This window comes from Salipaludibacillus neizhouensis (genome assembly GCF_002886185.1).
GTDB classification, from domain to species: Bacteria; Bacillota; Bacilli; order Bacillales; family Salisediminibacteriaceae; genus Salipaludibacillus; species Salipaludibacillus neizhouensis.
Window position 1 is genome coordinate 734,709 of the sequence record NZ_KZ614147.1, and the last position, 18,261, is coordinate 752,969.

15 protein-coding genes and 1 pseudogene are annotated in these 18,261 nt (G+C 43.7%); 15 read left to right on the forward strand and 1 reads right to left on the reverse strand.

Going from position 1 to position 18,261, the window contains the following annotated elements; all coding sequences use genetic code 11:
* The first annotated feature begins 19 nt into the window (after positions 1-19).
* Positions 20-1,426: a F0F1 ATP synthase subunit beta gene (atpD, locus tag CEF18_RS20415; protein WP_110938348.1), complete on the forward strand. Its 1,407-nt coding sequence runs from the start codon at positions 20-22 to the stop codon at positions 1,424-1,426.
* Between the two features lie 134 nt (positions 1,427-1,560).
* Positions 1,561-1,968, forward strand: a complete 408-nt coding sequence (locus tag CEF18_RS20420) for a F0F1 ATP synthase subunit epsilon (RefSeq protein WP_110938349.1) — start codon at positions 1,561-1,563, stop codon at positions 1,966-1,968.
* 777 nt (positions 1,969-2,745) lie between these two features.
* On the opposite strand, the gene CEF18_RS20425 is transcribed toward CEF18_RS20420, so the two are convergent.
* On the reverse strand, positions 2,746-3,300 hold the full coding sequence (locus tag CEF18_RS20425; RefSeq protein ID WP_110938350.1) for a transposase: 555 nt from the start codon (positions 3,298-3,300) through the stop codon (positions 2,746-2,748).
* Positions 3,301-4,428: 1,128 nt separating this feature from the next.
* Between CEF18_RS20425 and CEF18_RS20430 the strand changes: the two genes are divergently transcribed.
* From CEF18_RS20430 to murA, 13 genes and pseudogenes are all read left to right on the forward strand, one after another.
* Positions 4,429-4,800 (forward strand): NADH-quinone oxidoreductase subunit A, encoded by a 372-nt coding sequence (locus tag CEF18_RS20430; RefSeq protein WP_110938351.1) that lies wholly within the window; start codon positions 4,429-4,431, stop codon positions 4,798-4,800.
* Entirely contained in the window at positions 4,791-5,327 is a 537-nt protein-coding gene (locus tag CEF18_RS20435; RefSeq protein WP_110938352.1) for a NuoB/complex I 20 kDa subunit family protein, read from the forward strand. Before CEF18_RS20430 ends, CEF18_RS20435 begins: the two co-directional genes overlap by 10 nt.
* Complete coding sequence (locus CEF18_RS20440; RefSeq protein ID WP_110938353.1) at positions 5,324-5,803, forward strand: NADH-quinone oxidoreductase subunit C; 480 nt, start codon at positions 5,324-5,326, stop codon at positions 5,801-5,803. The genes CEF18_RS20435 and CEF18_RS20440 overlap by 4 nt, the downstream gene beginning before the upstream one ends.
* Positions 5,804-5,927: 124 nt before the next feature.
* The gene (locus tag CEF18_RS20445; protein ID WP_110938354.1) at positions 5,928-7,040 is read left to right on the forward strand and encodes an NADH-quinone oxidoreductase subunit D; all 1,113 of its coding nucleotides are present in this window, start codon (positions 5,928-5,930) and stop codon (positions 7,038-7,040) included.
* Positions 7,040-8,002 carry an NADH-quinone oxidoreductase subunit NuoH gene (gene nuoH / locus CEF18_RS20450; protein ID WP_259457894.1) on the forward strand — a complete coding sequence of 321 codons (963 nt, stop codon included), beginning with the start codon at positions 7,040-7,042 and terminating at the stop codon, positions 8,000-8,002. Before CEF18_RS20445 ends, nuoH begins: the two co-directional genes overlap by 1 nt.
* A gap of 1 nt (position 8,003) precedes the next feature.
* Positions 8,004-8,390, forward strand: a pseudogene (locus tag CEF18_RS26630) (NuoI/complex I 23 kDa subunit family protein); the annotation flags it as partial.
* Between the two features lie 440 nt (positions 8,391-8,830).
* A complete protein-coding gene (locus CEF18_RS20460) occupies positions 8,831-9,328 on the forward strand; it encodes an NADH-quinone oxidoreductase subunit J family protein (RefSeq protein ID WP_110938355.1) in 498 nt (165 codons plus the stop codon).
* A complete protein-coding gene (gene nuoK / locus CEF18_RS20465) occupies positions 9,329-9,637 on the forward strand; it encodes an NADH-quinone oxidoreductase subunit NuoK (protein ID WP_110938356.1) in 309 nt (102 codons plus the stop codon). It abuts the gene before it with no gap.
* Between the two features lie 177 nt (positions 9,638-9,814).
* A complete protein-coding gene (gene nuoL, locus CEF18_RS20470; protein ID WP_110938357.1) occupies positions 9,815-11,809 on the forward strand; it encodes an NADH-quinone oxidoreductase subunit L in 1,995 nt (664 codons plus the stop codon).
* Complete coding sequence (locus tag CEF18_RS20475; protein ID WP_183040954.1) at positions 11,806-13,338, forward strand: complex I subunit 4 family protein; 1,533 nt, start codon at positions 11,806-11,808, stop codon at positions 13,336-13,338. The genes nuoL and CEF18_RS20475 overlap by 4 nt, the downstream gene beginning before the upstream one ends.
* Before the next feature lie 4 nt (positions 13,339-13,342).
* Positions 13,343-14,806: an NADH-quinone oxidoreductase subunit N gene (locus tag CEF18_RS20480; RefSeq protein WP_110938358.1), complete on the forward strand. Its 1,464-nt coding sequence runs from the start codon at positions 13,343-13,345 to the stop codon at positions 14,804-14,806.
* 943 nt (positions 14,807-15,749) lie between these two features.
* Positions 15,750-15,983, forward strand: a complete 234-nt coding sequence (locus tag CEF18_RS20485) for a DUF1146 domain-containing protein (RefSeq protein ID WP_110938359.1) — start codon at positions 15,750-15,752, stop codon at positions 15,981-15,983.
* Positions 15,984-16,481: 498 nt separating this feature from the next.
* Positions 16,482-17,822, forward strand: a complete 1,341-nt coding sequence (gene murA, locus CEF18_RS20490; protein ID WP_110938360.1) for a UDP-N-acetylglucosamine 1-carboxyvinyltransferase — start codon at positions 16,482-16,484, stop codon at positions 17,820-17,822.
* The last annotated feature ends 439 nt before the right edge of the window (positions 17,823-18,261 follow it).

The following is an 18,261-nucleotide window of genomic DNA, read 5'->3' on the forward strand; positions in this document are numbered from 1 at the left end:
GAAGTAAGGAGGAAAGAAGATGAATAAAGGACGCGTCACTCAAGTAACTGGTCCAGTTGTCGACGTTCAATTCGAACGAGGCCAGCTTCCTAAGATATATAATGCTATTAATATTGAACGCAAAGCACAGTCTTCAGGTGAAGTAGATATCGACCTGACATTAGAGGTTGCTCTTCATCTAGGGGACGATACAGTTCGTACAATCGCTATGGCTTCTACTGACGGACTCGTTCGTGGAATGGAAGTCTTCGACAAGGGAGAGCCAATTACTGTCCCAGTAGGTGATGCAACACTTGGTCGTGTCTTCAACGTATTAGGGGAAAACATTGACTTAGATGAAGCAATCGCAACAGATGTACAACGTGATCCAATTCACCGTGAAGCACCTGTTTATGAGGAACTTTCTACACAAACAGAAATCCTGGAAACAGGAATTAAAGTAGTAGATCTTCTTGCACCATACGTAAAAGGTGGAAAAATCGGCCTTTTCGGTGGAGCCGGTGTAGGTAAAACTGTTTTAATTCAAGAATTAATCAACAACATCGCACAAGAACACGGTGGTATTTCCGTATTCGCCGGTGTTGGAGAGCGTACTCGTGAAGGTAATGACCTTTACTATGAAATGAAGGACTCTGGTGTTATCGCTAAAACAGCGATGGTTTTCGGTCAAATGAACGAGCCACCTGGAGCGCGTATGCGTGTTGCCCTAACAGGCCTTACAATGGCGGAACATTTCCGTGATGTAAAAGGCGCAGACGTACTTCTTTTCATCGACAACATTTTCCGTTTCACACAAGCAGGTATGGAAGTATCCGCGCTACTCGGACGTATGCCTTCAGCCGTTGGTTACCAACCAACCCTGTCCACGGAAATGGGTCAGCTTCAAGAGCGAATAACATCTACAAAGAAAGGTTCTGTTACATCCATCCAGGCGATTTACGTTCCTGCGGATGACTATACAGACCCTGCACCAGCAACAACTTTCGCTCACTTAGACGCAACAACAAACCTTGAGCGTAAACTTTCGGAAATGGGTATCTACCCAGCCGTGGATCCACTTGCTTCTACATCACGTGCCCTCTCACCAGAAATTGTTGGCGAAGAGCACTATGCAGTAGCCCGTGAAGTTCAGGTTACACTACAAAAATACAAAGAGCTACAAGATATCATTGCCATTCTCGGTATGGATGAGCTCTCCGAAGAAGACAAGCAAACGGTTAGCCGTGCGCGTCGTATTCAATTCTTCTTATCTCAAAACTTCCACGTGGCAGAACAATTCACTGGTCAAACTGGATCGTATGTACCTGTACAAGAAACGATCAAAGGCTTCCGTGAAATTCTCGATGGAAAACACGACGACGTACCAGAAGATGCTTTCCGATTAGTCGGCCGTATCGAAGAAGTTTTAGAGAAAGCAGCAAAGTAAATGCAATAGGAAGCGAAATCGCTTCAAGATAACCTTGGCAAGAGCATCCCCCTTATTGAAAAATAAAAGGGGATCCCTCTCGAATCCTGGCTTATCCTGCGGGTGAATATTCTCTTTCCTAAGGAGGGTGAATCATGAAAACGATGCAAACCAATGTCGTTACTCCTGATGGCAGTGTATTTAGCGGACAAGTAGAAATGGTAAGCGCGAAAACACAAGCGGGCGATCTTGGTATTTTACCGGATCACATCCCCTTGGTAACACCACTTGCCATCGGTGCAATCCGTATTAAATTAAACAATAAAGTAGAACTTATCGCAGTCAGCGGTGGCATCATGGAAGTCCGCGGTGACGAAGTAAACATCCTTGCAGAATCCGCAGAAGTACCAACTAGTATCGATGTCGCACGAGCACGCGCAGCAAAAGAACGCGCCGAACGCCGACTCGAGCAAGCCAAAAAAGACAACCTCGACTTCAATCGTGCTGAACTCGCCCTCAAGCGAGCCATCAACCGTTTAGAAGTTTCTCAGAATAAAATTTAGTGTTGTTGTTTGACCCCCGGCGCCTTAGAGCGCATTCGGGGTTTTTTTGGTGTTTTTTTTGAAGTGGGGGTGGGTGCGGTAGGTGCTACTGGCGTAGCACCTACAAACGTAGCATGTAGAAAACCAGAGCATAAGCGAGGATAAAGGAGGTTGAGTGTTGGAAAAAGAGGTAGGTGCTACCGTTGTAGCACCTACAAAAGTAGCACGTAGAAAACCAGAGTATAAGCGAGGATAAAGGAGGTTGAGTGTTGGAAAAAGAGGTAGGTGCTACCGGGGTAGCACCTACAAAAGTAGCACGTTAAAAACGAGAGCATAAGCGAGGATAAAGGAGGTTGAGTGTTGGAAAAAGAGGTAGGTGCTACCGAGGTAGCACCTACAAAAGTAGCACGTTGAAAATGAGAGCATAAGCGAGTATAAGAGAGGTTGAAAGCTGAAAAAAGAGGTAGGTGCTACTGGCGTAGCACCTACAAAAGTAGCACGTTAAAAACAAGAGCATAAGCGAGGATAAGAGAGTTTGGAAGTCGAAAAAAGAGGTATGCGCTCCTGCGGTTACTCGTCGGAGAAAACATTGCTACCCCGGTAGCACCTACAAAAGTAGCGCGTCGAAAACAAGAGCATAAGCGAGTAAACAGAAAGTTTAAAATCGCTCTAAAAAACTAATCAGTCAATAACTATTAATCAATCTAATTAGCTCTTTGCGGAATATACAGCTACTGAAACATCAAACCAAATGATAATTACCCAAAACCATTTTTCATTAATAACTAAAAATACGTATTAATTTGTGTTGCACCATTGAATATACTGCATTTTTCGTTGATGATAGGTACCAGTAAAAGAGCGTAATAATGGGGTAAAGTTGATGTAGGGGGGTGTTAGTGAATTTTCACTGGATTGAATGAATAGAGGATAACTACTCCATTGATAATCTTTCGGAGATTCAACGGAGTGGATTTCAACAGGATTAAAGTGAATGTAGCGACTCATGTGGAGTAGTGTGCGAGGAGTCGAAGCCGGTTTAGCAAAAAAGCGTTTCTCAAACAAATGACCGCGGGTATTATATTTTTTATTGAAAAAGGTGGCATACTTCTTTTTTTCCAAAAACATAATATTAGAATAGCTTTGAGTATTTGAGAACAGCAACAAATGAAAGTGAGTTTTCATTAATACATAAGATACTAATTGAAAAGGATACTTTTTGTTTGCTTCATCTAGCAGTTGAAGGAAATAAACAAAATCATCGTCTGATCTGAATAAAGGCTCCTTCCAGTTAGAACGACTAGTAATATGATAATAATAACTTTTTTGCCATCGGCGATTTACGTGAGGCATTATACCATCTCCTAATTCATAATATAATTGTTTTGCATAGAAAAACCAACACAAATAGAGTTATGTGACGATAGACCAACACAAAGTATAGTTATTCAATTGCAGCAAACGGCAAATAAAGAAATTAGGACTACTTAATTAGGAATCCAAGTTTTCTACAGACTGCTGTAATAGTGGTACACACACATTAAACGATCGATTGAATTGAAGAATTAAAAGGAAGGATAGAAGAGCGATTCAAATATGTAGAAAAGATAGAAAGTAAGAGGTAATTACTAGATGAATAAAGATAGAATGTAAAAGAGAAGGTGAGAAAAAACGAAGCAAAAGTGTCAATTCGCTTACCAAAATATTACTATAACCGACAGACATTGGCAAGAAAAACATCGAACATTATTTTCCGGGAAATATGTTGTTACTAGTTGTCGAGATAAAAGGAATCTATTTAATTCCTTTCAAATCAAGCTATTATCGTAAACGTTATTGGTTACATAGAAAATGTTCGAAAAAGTGAGAAGACGCTAAGCTAGTTGAGGAAGCAACAAACAATCTCATGCGGCGAATAACCGGAAGAAGCAGATAAATGAAAGCCTCCGCACACGATCATTATCTGAAAAGTTAGCCCACTTGAAGCTTCTGCCTACCTGGGGGAAATTCTCTATATGCAAGCCATATCGCTAGGCGATACGACTTGCAAATCAACCGAAAACCCTGGAAATAGAGCGAAAATAACCACATAATTAATATCTCTCATAATGTTGGAAGTTCTATCAATTACTATTAACTTCATAGCGCTGCAAAATACCCGGAACCATAACTATTCTCCAATTAAGACCCCCTACCTAAATTAGCCTTCTCCAGAAACCTACTTAGAAAATAAAATCATTCATTTAATTAGGATTTATCCATAAGCATTAAAAGAACAATAGAACTTAGATATAAAAGCAAATGGGAAGACACCCGAAAGGTATCGACAGCAAGGATTAAGACACTGGGAATAACATTGACGAAATAAATATCTGATAATTGAGAATAATATAGACAAAATTTTCTTTGCTTTGGTATACTTTGGGTGAGAGTTGGAAAAGTTCGTTAATTTCATATTGTTAAACGGGAGGGAGTGAAGGTATGCAGCTGGGAGTTTACTATGATAACTATCTGCTTGTTTTGATATTTATTTTGCTCGGAATTGCACTTCCAGTGGTTGCTTTAACGTTTGGAAGATTCGTCAGGCCTCACAATCCGTATCCGGCTAAGACCTCACCTTATGAGAGTGGGATCAAACCGGAAGGAGATGCTCAAGTTCGATACCATGTAGCCTACTACATTATCGCGCTTGAATTTATCATTTTCGATGTTGAAACCGTTTTCATGTATCCGTGGGCAGTTGTACTTTATCAGCTAGGATGGGTGGGACTCAATATGATGCTCATCTTCATCGCAATATTAGCGCTCGGGCTCGCCTATTCTTGGAAAAAGAAGGTGCTAGAATGGAACTAAAAGGGATAAAAGGCTTTGACCAGTCGGAAGAGTATGATCGAAGACTTCTTGAAGACGTAAAAAAGAGCGTGTTTTTCACAAAAGTCGATCAGTTAAAAGCCTGGTCGAGAACAAGGTCGTTTTGGCCATTATCATTTGGACTTGCTTGCTGTGCGATTGAAATGATGGGAACAGGAGGGAGCAGATACGATTTTGACCGCTTCGGCGTTATTTTCCGGGCATCTCCGCGACATGCCGATGTGATGATCGTAGCCGGAACCGTCACCGCAAAGATGTCTCCCGTACTCCGAACACTGTATGACCAAATGCCCGAGCCAAAATGGGTAATTGCGATGGGGTCCTGTGCAACCTGTGGCGGGCCGTACAAAGAAGCCTACAGTGTCTTGAACGGTGTCGATAAAATTGTGCCAGTCGATGTTTATGTGTCTGGGTGTCCACCAACACCGCCAGCCCTGTTAGACGGTGTTGAAAAACTGCGGCAGAAAATTCGTCTCGAAGCAAAAGGAGAGCGGGTGTTGAAAGGATGAGTCAGGAACTGCTTGATCTCATTGCCGAAAAAATCAACACCCTTCAGGGAGCAGATACGATCGAAGAAGCAAAACTAAATTTTCACAAACCAATGATTATCCTTGCTTCCCAAAACTGGGATCTCAACACTGTAAACGTCCTTCGTACGGATGAATTCCTTCAATTCGACTTCCTGTCCTGTGTCTCCGCGATCGATTACGAGGAGCATATGGAAGTAATCTACAATTTCTACTCAACGACGTTAGACCACTACCTTTATGTAAAAGTGAAAACGCCCAGGGGAAATCCGGTCATCATCTCACTCGAGCCAGTCTATAAAGCAGCCGATTACATGGAACGCGAAATCTATGATTTGATGGGAATCGACTTTACAGGTCACTGGAATTTAAAACGAATTTTGCTCCCGGATGAGTGGGAAGGACACCCGCTGCGCAAAGATTATGTCACCGATAAAAAAGCACTAGGCTTGGATTAAAGCGTAATTGGCAAAAAATCAAAAATCTTGCTCGTCACGAATCGAACGCATGAAAAAACCTACTCAACTTAAATTCACCTATTATTCAACTTCAACAGCTTTTTCAAAAGGGGGTGCGTAATAAATGTCAGAGTTGAAAACAGAAACAATGACGCTCAATATGGGACCGCAACACCCAAGTACCCACGGAGTTTTCCGCCTCAAACTCGAAGTCGACGGAGAACATATCGTGAACGCGGAACCAGTAATGGGCTACCTTCACCGCGGAACCGAAAAACTAGCAGAGAATTTCCTGTATACACAGTTTATCCCTTACACTGACAGACTCGACTACATGAACGCAATGACGAACAATTACATTTATTGTTCCGCCATAGAAGAATTATTAGAATGGGAAATTCCCGAACGGGCGGAGTATTTACGAGTGATTACAATGGAGCTGAATCGAATCGCCAGTCACCTCGTCTGGTGGGGAACGTACCTACTCGATATCGGCGCAATGAGCCCGTTTCTCTATGCATTCCGCGATCGGGAAACGATTCTTGACCGATTGAACGAAATAAGCGGGGCAAGAATGACTTTTACCTATCACCGAATCGGCGGCGTAAAATGGGACGCCCCGGATGGATGGCTCGCCAAGGTCCAAGAAACTGTAAAAGAACTTCATGAGAATATCCAGGAATTTCACACACTCGTCACCGGAAACGAAATTTTTCAAGCACGAACAATTGGAGTCGGGATCCTTTCCAAAGAAAAAGTGATCAATTGGGGATTATCCGGCCCCATTGCGCGAGGCAGTGGCGTCAACATCGATCTTCGTAAAACAGCGCCATATTGTATTTATGACCGATTCGATTTCGATATCCCTACCGAAAAAGAAGGGGACGTTTACGCCAGGTATAAAGTACGCGTCGCTGAAATGTTTCAGTCCTTGCGGATTATTGAGCAGGCCTGTGAACAAATTCCAGAAGGAGAAATCATCACGAAAAAAGGCAAACGAATCATGATGATCAAACCGCCCGCCGGCGAAGTATACCGACGAGTGGAAGCGTCCAAAGGCGAAATCGGCGTGTATGCCGTGAGCAACGGAACAAATAAACCGTATCGAATCAAACTCAGACGGCCGTCATTCGTCAACGTATCCATCCTGCAAGATTTGCTCAAAGGAGAATCCATCCAAAACCTCGTCGCGATCTTCGGAAGTCTCGATGTCGTACTAGGGGAGGTAGATGCGTAGTGGACGTAATCCTGATGGTGGTGTACGCCGGAATCGTCATGAACCTCCTTCTTGGTGGCGTCACCTTTGCTATTCTTTTCGAACGGAAAGTCATCGGCTATATGCAACTTCGCCCGGGGCCAAACAGACACGGACCATGGGGATTACTGCAAACCATCGCAGACGTCACCAAACTACTCATGAAAGAAGACATTATCCCAAACGAAGCCGATAAAAAAATCTTCGTTTTAGCACCAGTCCTGGCATTCGCACCAGCATTCGCCGTCTTTGCCGTCCTGCCATTTACCGAAAACCTCAGCGGCGCAGACCTGAACATCGGTATCCTGTACATCCTCGGAGTATCGTCTATCACCATGCTCGGCGTACTCATGGGAGGATGGAGTTCAAACAACAAATACTCCTTGCTCGGATCGATACGCGGAATCGCCCAAATGGTCAGCTATGAAATACCGCTCGTCTTATCCGTCCTTGGGATCATCGTCCTTGTCGGCTCACTCAACCTACGAGACATCGTCGGCTACCAGGAAAGCATCGGAATCTGGTTCATCATTCCACAATTTCTCGCATTCATCGTCTACTTCATCTCATCCATCGCAGAATTGAACCGCTCACCATTTGACCTGCCAGAAGCAGAATCCGAACTCGTCTCAGGCTATCACACCGAATACTCAGGATTCAGATTCGCCTTCTTCATGCTAGCAGAGTACACATACGCCATCGCCATCTCAGCACTCGCGACCATCCTCTTCTTCGGCGGATGGCTAGGGCCAGCCTTTTTGCCAGGAATCATCTGGTTCCTCCTGAAGATGGCCGCCTTCATGTTCGGATGGTACTGGTTACGCGCCACCCTCCCACGGGCCCGCGTCGACCACCTCATGAACTTTGGCTGGAAAGTACTCATCCCGCTAGCCCTGTTGAACATCGTCATAACATCAATCATCAAAGTGTGGATGGGGGGATAACATGTTTCGACTCTTAAAAGGATTTGGCGTAACCCTAAACTACTTCACCAAAAAAAACATTACCATCCAATACCCGGAAGAAAAAGTAAACATGCCAGAACGATTTCGCGGCATCCAACGGTTTTTCCCAGACAAATGCATCGTCTGTGACCTGTGTGTCAAAATTTGCCCAACCGACGTCATCACACTAACCGGTAAAAAAGACAAAGACAACCCAAAAAAGAAAATCATCGACACCTACAACATCGACTTCCAAGGCTGCATACTCTGCGACTTCTGCACCGAAGTATGCCCAACCGACGCCATCGTCATGACCGCCCGATACGACAACTTAAGCGAATTTAACCGAGCCGCACACTTCAAAGACATCACATGGCTCACCGACAATCACGAACCCGGCAACTACACCGAACCCGACCCAGAAGCCGAAGCCCAAGAAAAAGCCGCCAAAGAAGCCAAGGCCAAAGCCAAAGCAGAAGCCAGAGCGAACCAAACCAAGACGACGGAGAAAACAGAAGCAACCGATCCTGCAACGCAGTCACGAGCCCAAGTAAAAGCAACTCCGAAGCAAGACGAAGCAGCTTCAACCAAACCCGCTCCTCAGGCGGATGCCAAAACATCTTCCCAAACAAAGGAGGATGCTAACGAAGCAAAAACAAAAATGATCCCTTCTACCACGGAAAAGGAGGCCGTTGAAGGAAAAAAAGAACCAGAGATACCAGCGGAAACAACGAAAGAGACAAAACATGAAACAAATGAAGCATCTTCCAAACCAGATGAATCACCTCGAAAGTCTGACGAGGGGCAGGCGGAAAGAGGTGACAAGCTGTGAACGCGCAAATGTTCTTCTTTATTGTTTTTGCTCTCATCGCCATTATTAGTGCCGTACTGATTATGGCCTTAGAGCGGATCGCGCATCGGGTTGTCGCCATGGCCTTCAGTTTTTTCGCCGTAGCAGCCATTTACTTTTTACTCGGAGCTGAGTTTATCGGCATCGTTCAAATCATGGTTTACGTAGGCGCGATTACAATCCTGTTTGTCTTCGGTATGATGATGACCGAACACCGGAATGTTGGCTTTGGACCTGACCCAAGAAAAACACAACAAATCCTTGGTTTTGTCGGAGTAGGATTCTTACTCGCTTTTATGCTCTATGCGATTGTTACTGCAGACTTGCCAAATAGCGGCGAACCGTATGTCGGCAGTGCGGAAATAATTGGACTCGAGTTATACGGTCATTATTTCATCGCCTTTATCGGTTCGGCATTTTTACTAACTTCTGCTCTTATCGGAGCGGTGGTTATTGCCAGAAAGGAGGCCGACTAAATGGTCTCGATTACACTTTTTCTTGCTCTCGCAGCAATCCTGTTTTGCATCGGACTTTATGGCGTCCTGACGAGAAGACATCTGGTCATCGTTCTCGCCAGCATTGAATTAATGCTAAATGCCGTCAATATAAATCTCGTCGCTTTCTCGGCTATCGGGCCATTCGCAAACATTACCGGGCAAGTATTCACCTTGTTCGTCATTACCGTAGCCGCCGCCGAAGCAGCAGTCGCCCTGGCGATTCTCATCGCCCTTTACCGAAATCGAAACTCGATCGACGTTTTGAAGCATGATTTATTGAGGTGGTAGATTTACCAGGTGGAGTAATGAGCGAGTGGAAGAGATGAATGCGCAAAGTGGCCGGTCGAAATGCGCTGCGCCCTCTGCTTATGCGCGAGAAGAGCGGAAAATGAGCATCTGGCACTAATCTGTGAGCACTAAAACACCGCAATGTGTCACGGTATTTTAAAAGAGAAAGGGGTTGGTATGATGCACTATGCCTGGTTAATCCCGGTTTTTCCTCTTATCACCTTCTTGATTCTATTAGTCGCTGGACGAGTTTTGAAAGAGAAAGTAGCCTATATTGGCATAGCCGGATTGGCTCTTTCGTTTCTTCTATCAGTACTCGTCTTGCTTGAACGAATTGGAGGAGAAACATACACCTATGTTTTAAACTGGATGACGGTCGGAGAAAATGTGGTCACGATGGGGTATGAAGTCACAGCATTAAATGCGATGATGCTCATCGTCGTCACTCTCGTCAGTTTGGTTGTCCATATTTTCTCTAAAGAGTATATGAAGGAAGACGACCGAATTCATGTATTTTTCGCTTATTTAGGGTTATTTTCCTTTTCGATGCTAGGGCTTGTTTTAGCACCAAATATCTTGCAATTATTTATTTTCTGGGAGCTCGTCGGCTTATGTTCCTTCTTACTCGTAGGTTTCTGGTATTTCAAGCCAGAGGCAGCAGCTGCGGCTAAAAAAGCTTTTCTCATCACCAGAATTGGGGATGTTGGGCTATTAATCGGGCTAGTTCTTCTATTTAACCGAGTAGGAAGCTTCAACTATGCAGAAATTTACACAGCGGTTGAGATGGATCAACTAAGCGCACCCATGATAACAACGATTGCTCTGCTCATTTTCTTAGGAGCAGTCGGAAAATCGGCGCAATTCCCACTTCACGTCTGGCTGCCGGACGCCATGGAGGGGCCAACACCGGTTAGTGCTTTGATTCATGCCGCGACCATGGTTGCCGCGGGTGTGTACTTGATAGGTGTCATGTATCCATTATTTTTAGCGTCCTCGACAGCGATGACCGTCGTGGCCTACACAGGTGCGCTCACTGCACTATTTGCCGCAACGATGGCGTTGGTCAATAACGATATAAAACGAATTCTCGCATACTCGACAATCAGTCAGTTGGGATTTATGATTCTTGCATTAGGGACGGCTGGCTATGTAGCGGGGTTGTTTCATCTCATGACACATGCCTTTTTCAAAGCGTTGCTGTTCCTTGGAGCAGGTAGTGTCATATTTGCCGTGCACCATCGGCAGGATATCCGTGATATGGGCGGCTTATGGGGGAAAATGAAGGTTACGTCCGTTACATTTTTGATTGGATCACTTGCAATCGCAGGGATATTCCCGTTAGCTGGTTTCTGGAGCAAAGAAGAAATCCTTGCCTCAACCTTGATAAATGGAGATGGATTCTTGTTTCTGATTGCACTTGTTACCGCATTTTTGACCGCATTTTATATGTTTCGTTTATTCTTTAAAACTTTCACGGGGGAGTTTAAGGGCGGAGATTTAAATGATCCGACCGAAGAAACGTTTAATGAACAAGCCGCATGGGAGGCAACACAATCGGCTGAAGTAGGATTAGATGCAGGTTATGAAGAGAGAAAAGTGTATCCGAACCATCAGGAAGTACCTGAGAACGAACCTAGAGAAAACGCAGGTTTGATGACATTTCCGTTAATGGTGCTGGCTGTTTTAGCAGTAATTGCCGGGTTTATCAATGCGCCGTTTCTCGGCCATCAGCTGGAAGCATTTCTAACCGCAGGCTTGAATGTCGGCACACAGCCTCACGGGGCACTTTGGTTAGCATTTTTATCCGTAGCTGTGGCGGTTGCGGGAATTTCGTTAGCCTGGGCGATGTACGTGAAGGGATTTATTAGAGAAGATTTCTTTTCCAGCAAAGCACCATCGATACACAAGCTATTTCAGAACAACTATTATCTTGACGACATTTACTTGGCTGTATTCGTCCGTCCAACGAAAGAAATCAGTCTCTTATTATGGGAGATGGATAAAACGATTGTTGACGGGGTCATTACTCTGATCGGATCTTTAACAAGTCGCTCAGGAAAAGCGATGGGCAAACATCAAGACGGGCAATTACAAACGTACGGGCTCGTGACCGTTTTTGGTGGAATGGTAGTTATAGGACTCGCCTTCGCAGTAAGGGGGTATTTTGGATGATGGCAAACATGCTGATTTGGCTCGTCTTTCTTCCGTTAATCGGAGCGATCTTGCTTTTTACAATTCCGAAAGAAAACGTCAATGTCATTCGCTCGCTCGCGACAATTGTCTCAGGAATGGCACTTATTTTAACCGTGATCATTTGGGGAGGTTTTGATCGCGGAGTTTCTGGTATTCAAAACGGAACGACACTGCCGTGGTTTGACCTAGGTTTTTTACAAATTAATTTTGAAATTGGCATCGATGGATTGTCGATGCCGTTGCTGCTGCTGACAACCCTCGTGACTACGCTATCAATCTTTGCTTCGTTTTCGATTGAAAAAAGAGTCAAAGAGTTTTATATTTGGACGTTAATTTTACTCTCAGGCATGCTCGGTGTTTTCGTTGCACTGGATATGTTTTTATTCTTCCTGTTTTTCGAGCTCACACTTGTCCCGATGTTTTTCCTCATCGGTATTTGGGGCGGAAAAATGAGGTCGTACGCATCTTTCAAGTTTTTACTTTATACAGGAATTGGCAGTGGCATCATGTTCATGACGTTCCTTGCTATTTTTACAAAGGGTGCAGAGGCTATGAACTTTCAAGGAACCTCGTTCAGTATGATCCGGCTCGCCGAAATTTTCGCTAATCCCGCAAATCCTGAGGTACTGTCAGAAGGAGTGAAAGCCGCACTTTTTCTAGGATTGCTCGTTGCGTTTGCAATCAAGCTGCCGGTTTTTCCTTTCCATACATGGCTTCCGAACGCGCACGTAGAGGCGCCAACCGCGGTCAGTATGATCTTAGCAGGTATCTTGCTGAAAATGGGGGGTTACGGCTTGATTCGCGCAGGCTTTGGAATTCTGCCTGATCAAGCAGCGAAATTCGCAACGCTGATCGCGATCCTTGGGCTGATCAACATTATTTACGGGGCATTACTGGCCCTCGTTCAAACCGATTTAAAAGCCCTGGTAGCTTACTCCAGCATTAGCCACATGGGCATTGTACTGTTGGGGATTGCTTCGTTTACGCACTCCGGCATGCAAGGGGCGGTCTTCCAATTGGTCTCGCACGGATTCATTTCCGCCTTGCTGTTCTTTATGGTCGGAGCGATGTATGAACGGACGAAAACACGGACAATTTCCGAAATGGGAGGTCTCTCGAAATCAGTGCCTATTTTAGCCGGGTTCATGCTAGCAGCAGCTATGGCTTCAATTGGGCTTCCGGGATTATCTGGTTTTGTCAGTGAATTACTGGCGTTTATCGGAATTTTCGGTGCCTCGGCAGACTTGATTCCAGCGGCAATGACAATTGGAATTATCGCTGGAATTGGAATCATTCTTACAGCAGCCTATCTTCTTTGGGCGATGCAACGAACGACCTTTGGACCAATCAAGGAAAAATTTATGAACCTTCCGGATGCTCGTCCGATGGAATATGTTCCAATGGTAGGACTCCTGGCTTTGAGTTTGATTCTAGGCGTGTACCCTCATATTCTCAGTGACGTCATCAACACCACAGTAATCGACATCGTGTCGAGGATAGGAGGTTAAAGCCATGATCGTATTGGAAACGGACTGGTCTTTAATGACGCCGGAAATTAGCTTAGCCGCATTGGCATTGCTCGTTTTCACGATTGATTTCATGACAGGCATTCACGGAAAAAAACCGTTTATTGGTCGTCTCGCCGTCCTGTCCTTGCTCGTGACGGCGGTGCTTGTCATCCTTTTAAATCCAGGTGGAGGTTCGATTGGTGACTTGTTTCTTGTTGATCCATTCGCGAGGTTGTTCAAGCTCATTATTTTAATTGGGGTAGCGATGGTCATCATGATCAGCATGTACTACCTCGACCGCAATCCGGAAGTGTATCAAGGAGAGTATTATTCGATCATGATGTTTGCGGCTTTGGGAGCGATGCTCATGGTCTCATCGGCAGACTTGATCACCCTATTTATCGGACTTGAAATTTTAAGCATCTCCTCCTACGTGTTGGCTGGCTTCAAAAAGCATCATCGCCATTCAACGGAAGCGGCGCTTAAATATGTGATCCTCGGAGGAACAGCCTCGGCGTTTATTTTATACGGAATGTCTTTTTTATATGGTCTCACTGGATCCACGAGTTTAGTGGAGATTGGCCAGGCGATGCCAGTTTTATTTCAGCAATATCCCGCCCTCGTTGGGATGAGTTTTTTATTTATGCTGGTGGGCTTTGGTTTTAAAATATCGATCGTCCCTTTTCACATGTGGGCACCAGACGTTTATCAAGGCTCGCCAACGCCAGTCACTGCTTTTTTAACGGTTGTTTCCAAGCTCGCGGGTTTTGCAATTGTCATTCGAATCTTCACATTAGCATTTGGCTTCGAAGGAATTCATGGCGAATGGAGTTTTATCCTTGCAGTCATGGCTGCGATCACGATGATTACCGGAAACTTCATCGCCCTTACGCAAAACAATGTGAAGCGGCTCATGGCATATTCAGGCATCGCTCAAGCAGGGTACTTACTCGTCCCATTCGCGGTGGTACTCGGCGACTTTTCATCCACGGTAATTGTATTCTATAGTGTAGCTTATCTAATGATGACGCTCGGTGCATTTGCGGTAATCACACTCGTTACGGAAGATTCGGGAATGACCGACATCTCCAGTTTTGCCGGACTTTATTACCGATCGCCGTACATGGCCATCGCGATGACAGTGTTTCTCGTTTCGCTCGGCGGATTACCCTTAACGGCAGGATTTATAGGGAAAGTAAACATCTTTATCCTTGCTGCGGCCGGAGACATGCTCTGGCTCGCAATCATAATGATTCTCACAAGCGTCGTTTCGTTCTATTACTATTTTGGATTTATTAAACAAATGTTTATGACCGAGCCACGACCAAATGACAAAGAGTTATTCGTACCAGGAGGACTATTAACCGTAGTCACTGTCTCACTCGCCGTCGTCCTTCTCCTTGGCATTGCACCTAATCTTTTATTGGACATCTTCAATCAATACAATTGGATGCCATCTTTTAACTAAATAGTGTGGGTGGGTAAATGGCGAGGATACTGAAAAAGTCGATGTGGACTTTTTCAGTGTTTTTTTTGGAGATTGTTTTATGCTTTCGAACAGAGGTACTCGAATCCGCTCTAGGCGGACGCTTTCCGCGGGCAATGCTTCAGCCTCCTGTGGGGAGACCCCGCAGAGCGTTCATTTGCTCGAGGAGGCTCGCGGATCATCCACGGAAAGCGAGCGGTAATTCTTACAAACAACCTTCCTTGATAACAAATTAGAAAAAAATACAAAACTTTTTAAGACTGCAGTGCAGTTTTTCTTAAGGAGTAATAATGAGCATAAACGGACAAAAAATACTTATCTTCGACGAAAAGTAACAAGGTATATGAAAAAAAAGTCGAAAAATAGACTTTTTACAAAATTTTTTATAAAAATTGTGTAACCAAATTATTGTCTTGACGACTAACATTTTAACTAGTAATACTATTTTTCAGAAGCAATCATATGATGATAACCGGAGACAGCGTAGATACTGAAAAAGCTGTGCCTACCATTAGAACAGTGTTTATCACGTATAAAGTTAAAGTTTCATGCCTGATTATACATAGGTTTAGGCTCTAAAACAGTCGGTATTGAATTTTATACAACGATATTCATTTTTAATGTGAAAAAATGCATTGTGAAAATGAAAACAGGTTTGACAAAACTCGAAAATGTGAACAGTACTCTTAAGACCGATTCAGTTATTATTTTTTGATAGATCTAGGTCAATGGATCGAGTTTGGACTTTGACAATTCAATACATTTATCTGTGACTAGTTTTTAATTATGAAAAAAACAGTAGCCTTGCAATCAGTTATCAGTTATGATTATAATTATGTGTTTTGCAGTTTTAAACGAGCCTCTTTTTTCCAAGAAGGTAGAAACGTGAACATTCTTTTTTTCATGGATATATGGAGGTTTTAAGATGATCGATTCTCTGGGACAGCAATCATTATTTAATATTTTAATTAGTTTAATGGTTCTGACTGTAGTTTGGTGGTCGGTCCAGTCATTTAAATTTGAATTGTTTCTAACAAATCCAAATGGAGCTAAAGCAAAAGCATTAATGGTAATTATCACCATTGCCTTAACTCATTTAGTCACCAGTTTTTTACTCAGTTATTTGAACTGGTCTACGATGCTAAGACACCTTTTCTAATCGTCAAAACTTGTTAGATGCTGGCGAGAAACGCGAAGGTTAGACGAAAAGAAACGTAGGAATAATCATGAGTCTGCGATTAGCGGATTATTCCATGTATGGCTGCAACATACGAGGTTACAATGTCATTAAGAGACCTAAATCGGTATGGACGGAGAACCACGTAACATATTTATATAGCCAAATATTGGATTCGTGATTAGTGATTTTAATGAACCGATTGTTTAAAAATTAGCAAAGGAATTCTTTGCATCGCCAGAATATAACTTACGTTAATTAACACAGTTTTTACACATCAATTATCAAACCAGTTAATACACTTGGCAAAGAAGGCACAACACTGGTTATCGCACTTATATAACTATCAGTGCTTGAACTACACAGAAATATTATGACTTGCTTAAAGGTTAGGCTGTAAAAGAACAGCTACTTTTGGCACGTCAAAGATTGCGATTGAATAATAATGAATATACAATCTGGACGCGGAGGGGAATACAATTGGAAAAAATTATAGTCCGCGGTGGTAACCGGTTAAGCGGTACTGTCCGAGTTGAAGGGGCAAAGAACGCTGTTTTACCTGTTATTGCTGCATCCATTTTAGCAAGTAAGGGTAAGAGTCACATATATGATGTACCAGCCTTAGCTGACGTATACACGATAAACGAAGTTTTACGCAATTTAAATACAAAAGTTTCCTATGATGGAAATGGACACATTGAAGTTGACGCACAGGGTCAATTAAAAACAGAAGCACCGTTCGAATATGTCCGAAAAATGCGAGCATCCTTCTTAGTAATGGGACCTTTGCTGGCAAGGTTCGGCCATGCACGAATCGCTTTACCAGGCGGATGTGCAATTGGCTCACGTCCTATTGATCAACACCTTAAAGGTTTTGAAGCAATGGGCGCAAAAGTAGAAATCGGTAACGGCTATATCGAAGCTAGAGTTGACGATCGTCTTTACGGAAACAAAGTTTATCTTGATTTCCCAAGTGTTGGGGCAACGGAAAATATCATGATGGCGGCTACTACAGCAATCGGTACAACCATTATTGAAAATGCGGCAGAGGAACCTGAAATAGTTTGTCTTGCAAATTATTTAAATGCCATGGGCGCAAAAGTTCGTGGAGCAGGAACTGGCACAATTAAAATTGACGGTGTCGAAGAATTAGTTGGTGCAGAGCATACAATTATCCCGGATCGAATTGAAGCTGGCACGTTTATGGTAGCAGCTGCGATTACAGGTGGAGATGTTCTTGTAGAAAATGTGTTAACAGAACACATGCGACCACTTATTTCCAAAATGACTGAGATGGGCGTCATTATTATTGAAGAAGATAATGGTGTGCGCGTGATTGGACCGGACAAATTAAAAGCGGTAGATATTAAAACAATGCCACATCCTGGTTTTCCAACAGATATGCAAGCACAAATGATGGCACTTATGCTCCATGCAGAAGGCACAAGCGTGATTACAGAAACTGTATTCGAAAATCGTTTTATGCATGTGGAAGAGTTCCGCCGCATGAACGGGAATGTAAAAATAGAAGGTCGGGCAGCTATTATTGAAGGCCCACTAAACTTACAAGGTGCCGAAGTATCTTCTACAGATCTTCGTGCTGGAGCAGCACTCGTTCTCGCTGGCCTTGTAGCTGAAGGTATTACACGTGTTACAGAGCTTAAACACATCGATAGAGGCTACGTAGACTTCTCTGATAAGTTACTCTCCTTAGGTGCACACATTGAGCGTGTGAATGAGGAAGAAGAAGAGCTTGCTGAGATGGAGAATCTCGAGGCACCAGCTCCTCTTAAGAAGCTAGATCCAAATTTCGCTTCCTAATTATTCTCAAAACGCTATCTTTTATATTATTTAAGTGATTAAATAGTGTTCCCCTTGCGAATGACTCGCAAGGGGATTTTTCATGTGATTTTTAAGGTAGGTGAAAATCACTTGACGGCGATCGAGAGAAAGTCTCGCGTGGTAGGTGCTACGTTTGTAGGTGCTACGGCGGTAGCACCTACCGAAAAAAACGAGAGAAAAGCTCGCGTATACGCGCTGATGCGCCGGAAATCAAGGTGCTACGTTTGTAGGTGCTACGGCGGTAGCACCTACCGAAAAAAACGAGAGAAAAGCTCGCATATACGCGCTGATGCGCCGGAAATCAAGGTGCTACGTTTGTAGGTGCTACGCAGGTAGCACCTACCACCTATAAACATAGCAATCGCAAGAGCATCCATTGCGCTGGAACCTCCGGAAAATTGAAAACTACTAATTTTTC

Excerpts from the sequence above, each read along its gene's own strand:
- atpD (WP_110938348.1), top strand. The coding sequence starts at position 20 with ATGAATAAAGGACGCGTCACTCAAGTAACTGGTCCAGTTGTCGACGTT.
- CEF18_RS20420 (WP_110938349.1), top strand. The coding sequence starts at position 1,561 with ATGAAAACGATGCAAACCAATGTCGTTACTCCTGATGGCAGTGTATTT.
- CEF18_RS20425 (WP_110938350.1), bottom strand. The coding sequence starts at position 3,300 with ATGCCTCACGTAAATCGCCGATGGCAAAAAAGTTATTATTATCATATT.
- CEF18_RS20430 (WP_110938351.1), top strand. The coding sequence starts at position 4,429 with ATGCAGCTGGGAGTTTACTATGATAACTATCTGCTTGTTTTGATATTT.
- CEF18_RS20435 (WP_110938352.1), top strand. The coding sequence starts at position 4,791 with ATGGAACTAAAAGGGATAAAAGGCTTTGACCAGTCGGAAGAGTATGAT.
- CEF18_RS20440 (WP_110938353.1), top strand. The coding sequence starts at position 5,324 with ATGAGTCAGGAACTGCTTGATCTCATTGCCGAAAAAATCAACACCCTT.
- CEF18_RS20445 (WP_110938354.1), top strand. The coding sequence starts at position 5,928 with ATGTCAGAGTTGAAAACAGAAACAATGACGCTCAATATGGGACCGCAA.
- nuoK (WP_110938356.1), top strand. The coding sequence starts at position 9,329 with ATGGTCTCGATTACACTTTTTCTTGCTCTCGCAGCAATCCTGTTTTGC.
- nuoL (WP_110938357.1), top strand. The coding sequence starts at position 9,815 with ATGATGCACTATGCCTGGTTAATCCCGGTTTTTCCTCTTATCACCTTC.
- CEF18_RS20475 (WP_183040954.1), top strand. The coding sequence starts at position 11,806 with ATGATGGCAAACATGCTGATTTGGCTCGTCTTTCTTCCGTTAATCGGA.
- CEF18_RS20480 (WP_110938358.1), top strand. The coding sequence starts at position 13,343 with ATGATCGTATTGGAAACGGACTGGTCTTTAATGACGCCGGAAATTAGC.
- CEF18_RS20485 (WP_110938359.1), top strand. The coding sequence starts at position 15,750 with ATGATCGATTCTCTGGGACAGCAATCATTATTTAATATTTTAATTAGT.